General features: G+C 56.9%; 4 protein-coding genes. All 4 read right to left on the bottom strand.

Annotated features, from left to right (window positions below):
• Positions 1 to 95, bottom strand: a 95-nt coding sequence (locus ACESNG_RS06205) for a glycoside hydrolase family 99-like domain-containing protein (protein WP_373068235.1), incomplete at its 3' end; no start/stop codon positions are given.
• Positions 96 to 139: 44 nt separating this feature from the next.
• Complete coding sequence (locus ACESNG_RS06200; protein WP_373068233.1) at positions 140 to 1,294, bottom strand: ABC transporter ATP-binding protein; 1,155 nt, start codon at positions 1,292 to 1,294, stop codon at positions 140 to 142.
• Positions 1,291 to 2,184, bottom strand: a complete 894-nt coding sequence (locus ACESNG_RS06195; RefSeq protein ID WP_373068231.1) for an ABC transporter permease — start codon at positions 2,182 to 2,184, stop codon at positions 1,291 to 1,293. Before ACESNG_RS06195 ends, ACESNG_RS06200 begins: the two co-directional genes overlap by 4 nt.
• Before the next feature lie 296 nt (positions 2,185 to 2,480).
• Positions 2,481 to 2,900 (bottom strand): class I SAM-dependent methyltransferase, encoded by a 420-nt coding sequence (locus tag ACESNG_RS06190; protein WP_373060153.1) that lies wholly within the window; start codon positions 2,898 to 2,900, stop codon positions 2,481 to 2,483.
• Positions 2,901 to 3,186 lie beyond the last annotated feature (286 nt).

The following is a 3,186-nucleotide window of genomic DNA, read 5'->3' as shown; positions in this document are numbered from 1 at the left end:
GTAAAGCCTTTGCCCCACCACTCATCATTTTCAGCTATCGGGTGGAACTGCGGAAGGTAAAACGCGATCGCCTTGATTGATTGATCGGAAAGCATCGATGACGCGTTGAGTGTGTTGGTTTCCGTGATCGCGGGTTCCGTCATTGGGCCTTCCAGTCGCCGTTCAGTTGCGCGTTTCCCCAGAAAGGTCGAGGAGTGCCTACGTCGACCTGCAACTGCGGTCCGCGCACCACGTCACTATTCGTGTTGGGGTCCCACACTGCAAGTTTCACGAGATACGAACCTTCCGGCACGTTCATCGAGAGACCCACCGAATGATGAAACTCACCGACTGTCGGAAATGGCAAGTTGAAACTGGTGTTGATCACGGAGTACACGTGCAACCCGGTCTGCATGGCAATCACCCGCAATGCCAGCATGCAGTTGTTCGGCTGCAGCGAATCACAGCGCCCCCAATACTCGAGCTCGATACGATCACCGGATGTGACGCTTCCGGCACCCCGATTGCGAAACTCACCGAAGGAGAAACCATTGTCGGCGGCGCCTGCTTCCAACTCGCCAGGTCGAACGGCCAGATACTCCTCTATGCATTCCTGGGGAGTCCCCTCGTGAGCAACGGCGCCATGATCCAACAGGATACACTTGGTGCAAATTTCAGCGACGCGATCGAGTTGATGCGAAACGAGCACGACCGGCGCGCCACCAGTCGCCATTTGCTTCAAGCGCGAAAACGCCTTGACCTGAAATGCGTGGTCGCCGACCGCCAGGACTTCATCGATGATCAAGACGTCGGGTTCAAAATGTGCAGCGATGGAAAAACCAAGTCTGGCATTCATGCCGCTCGAGTATCGTTTGACTGGAGTGTCGATGAATTCGCTGAGCTCGGCGAACTTCACGATTTCATCGAAGCGGCGATCGATCTCGGCTCGGCGCATGCCCATGATCGCCCCTTGCAAGTACACGTTCTGCCGTCCACTCAAATCCTGATGGAAACCGGCAGAAACTTCGATCAGCGAGCCAATGCGGCCCACCGCGGCGATCGACCCGCGCGTGGGTTCGATGATGCGATTCAGCAGCTTCAGAATCGTCGACTTGCCGGCACCGTTATGTCCGATAATGCCGAGTACTTCGCCGGGACGGACCGAAAACGACACATCCTTGACGGCCCAAAACGCATCGGTTCGACGCGAGCGACCGAGCAGGGAGGGGAGCAGATCCCGAAGGGAATCGTGCGTGGACGTACGCTTGAACTGCTTCGAAACGGATCGAAACTCCAGAAGACCGGAATTGCTCATGCGGCCTCTGCAAAGCGTGCGGAGAACTTACGAAAGAGCACTAGTCCGGCGAGAAGGGTGCAAACGGAAACGAGCGCACCGTACACGAGGAACCACGGTGACCAGACCATTGTCTCGATCCCTTGCACGTTTACGAATTGCTCCGTTGCCAGCGATCGGCCTTCTGCGACCGAAAGGCCGATTGCCTGGATGAAGGTAGCGATCGGGAACAGAAGCATGGCCATCGCCCCTCGAGGGCCGAGCGCTTCGGGGCCGAAGAACACCGGGGTCAAGAAAAGTCCGAAGCTGATGAGTACCTGCACCAGATACTTTACATCGCGGAAGAAGAGATTTGCGCAGCTCAGGAGCAGCGCGCAACCCATCGTGAACAGCAGTAGAAATAGCGTCACAGGCAACACCCACAGCGCCTGCGCTGAGAACTCAAACCCGAAGGCCAACAGCGCGATCGCTACCGAAACGGTACCAATTGAGGTGTCGAACAATTGTCCCAATACCGTAGCAATAGGAAGGGTTTCGCGCACGAAATACACCTTCCCGATGAGGTTGGCATGAGACACGATACTCACGGTGGACAGTGACATCGCACCGGCAAAGAACGACCACGGAATTGCCTTGATCGCGAGCGCCGAGGCATCGCCGAGCTCGAGCGGCTGACCACTGAGCTTCGCGAATGCGAACCGAATGATCAAGCCCGACATCACCACAAGAGCTGGGTTCACCAACGCCCACGCGAATCCCATCACGGCTTGATGATACCGAACGGTGAGGTCCCGGCGCACGAACTGGTTGACCAGCTCTCGCGCGCCCCAGATCTCAGAAGCTGTTTTGACGAGACTCAAAGTCCAAAGGGATGATGGGAATGACCGAGAAGTGTCAGTCTGGTGCGACACTGGCCGTCACGATATGCTGAAACCCGAATACGGACGGCCACCTGCGCACAAGTTGCCGTACACTTCGTTTTCGGAGTCCATACGTACGCATGACTCCGAGCGGAAAGTTTTGGTAGCATCCGAGTTCAGCACCGTTTGTCCAGTCGAGGTGAATACTTTTGAAACCGGCCGCAGTGAAGAGTTGCCTTATCGATTGTGCCGTAAACCAGCGCAGATGCGTGGCATCCATGAGTCCAAACGGCGCATAGGTAAACTCACCTCTCAGCAAAGACAGACGTATCGTCCAGTGCGCAACATTAGGTCATGGAAGTGGCCACGCAGCCGCCGGGCGCAAGCCACTGGCTAGCGAGACGAAGCACGGGTCCTGGGTGCGGCATGTGCTCGAGGACATCGGCAAATAGGATCACATCGAAAAGCCCGAGCTCGGCAGCAGAGCTCTCGTCGTAGTATCCCGTAACCACGGAATGACCGCGGCTCCTGGCAGCTTGGGCACGTTCCGCGTTCGGCTCCACGCCGACCACGTCTGCGCCTCGATGCGTTCTCAATAGATCAAGAAACGATCCTGTGCCGCACCCCACGTCCAGCACCCTCGACCCGCGCGGAATGCGATCCACAACCATTCCCGTGACCTCCCCGGGCTCCAGTTGTGCGTAATGATAGCGGAGCGGATCGACTTCGTGAGAAAGGAGGCCGAGCAGTCCTTCGGATTCACTCATAAATGCAAGCCTCACAACACGTTAGCGTTTTTCGTGGCACGCACGCGAGTCGGGTGGTGACCAGAAGATACGTCCAGGACAAGCGCAGGGATTCCAGTCATTTCTGTCGCTACTCAAACGCAGGGTTGCTTACAGTTACGAACTCACCGGCCACGCGTTCTTCAGCTAAGTTGCCCACGCCAATCAGGTCAATAGCGCTAACCAGGCCGCGTTTCCGTCGCACACAGCGGCCCGCGACGCACTGCATGAATATCCAGACGGAGAGCACTTTGAGTACACGCGGAAT

It is taken from the genome of Gemmatimonas sp. (assembly GCF_041689975.1).
Taxonomy (GTDB): Bacteria; Gemmatimonadota; Gemmatimonadetes; order Gemmatimonadales; family Gemmatimonadaceae; genus Gemmatimonas.
The sequence above is the reverse complement of the archived record's forward strand: the minus strand, read 5'-3'. Positions and strand labels throughout refer to the sequence as shown.

What these genes read in the sequence shown, in the direction of transcription:
- ACESNG_RS06200 (WP_373068233.1), bottom strand. Translation starts at nt 1,294, where the DNA reads ATGAGCAATTCCGGTCTTCTGGAGTTTCGATCCGTTTCGAAGCAGTTC.
- ACESNG_RS06190 (WP_373060153.1), bottom strand. Translation starts at nt 2,900, where the DNA reads ATGAGTGAATCCGAAGGACTGCTCGGCCTCCTTTCTCACGAAGTCGAT.